Source organism: Methanosarcina spelaei (assembly GCF_002287235.1).
Taxonomy (GTDB): Archaea; Halobacteriota; Methanosarcinia; order Methanosarcinales; family Methanosarcinaceae; genus Methanosarcina; species Methanosarcina spelaei.
The window spans coordinates 1-618 of the sequence record NZ_LMVP01000373.1 but is presented as its reverse complement, the minus strand read 5'-3'; the positions used below and the strand labels follow the sequence as shown (position 1 = coordinate 618).

1 protein-coding gene is annotated in these 618 nt (G+C 29.9%); it reads left to right on the top strand.

The genetic code is table 11. The annotated features are described in order from the left end of the window. The coding region (locus ASJ81_RS14850) for an IS630 family transposase (RefSeq protein ID WP_141241752.1) at positions 1–583 on the top strand (583 nt) is incomplete at its 5' end. Positions 584–618: the final 35 nt, after the last annotated feature.

Genomic DNA, 618 nt, shown 5'->3' with positions numbered 1-618 from the left:
AGTAAAAAAAGAAGAAATTAATACAGTGATTATTTCCTACGATGAAAAACCAGGCATTCAAGCAATTGGAAATGTTTACCCAGATCTAATGCCGGTAGAAGGGCATTATTCTACAATAGCAAGAGATTATGAATACAAAAGACATGGAACTCTTTCACTATTAGCTGGAATTGATTTGATATCAGGAAGAATTCACTATAAAATATTTGAAAAACATCAAAGCTGGGAATTTATACAATTCCTTAAAGAACTTGAGCTAATTTATCCAAAAGAAAAAATCAAAATTCTAATGGATAATTATAAAGTGCATACATCAGCAGAAACTCGAGAATACCTGGAAACTGTTCCAGATAAGTTTGAATTTATATTCACACCCAAACATGCTTCGTGGCTAAACATTATTGAAAGTTTTTTCAGTAAAATGGCAAGAAGCTTGCTGAGAAGAATAAGAGTAGAATCAATAACGGAATTAAGGGAAAGAATTAGTCAATATATAGACCAGATTAACGAAAAACCAGTAATTTTTAAATGGAAATATAAAATAGAAGAAAGAGATGAAATGCCTGGAAAAATTATAATATAAAAGAAAGAGGAATTAATTAAGAATCGAAGCACTAG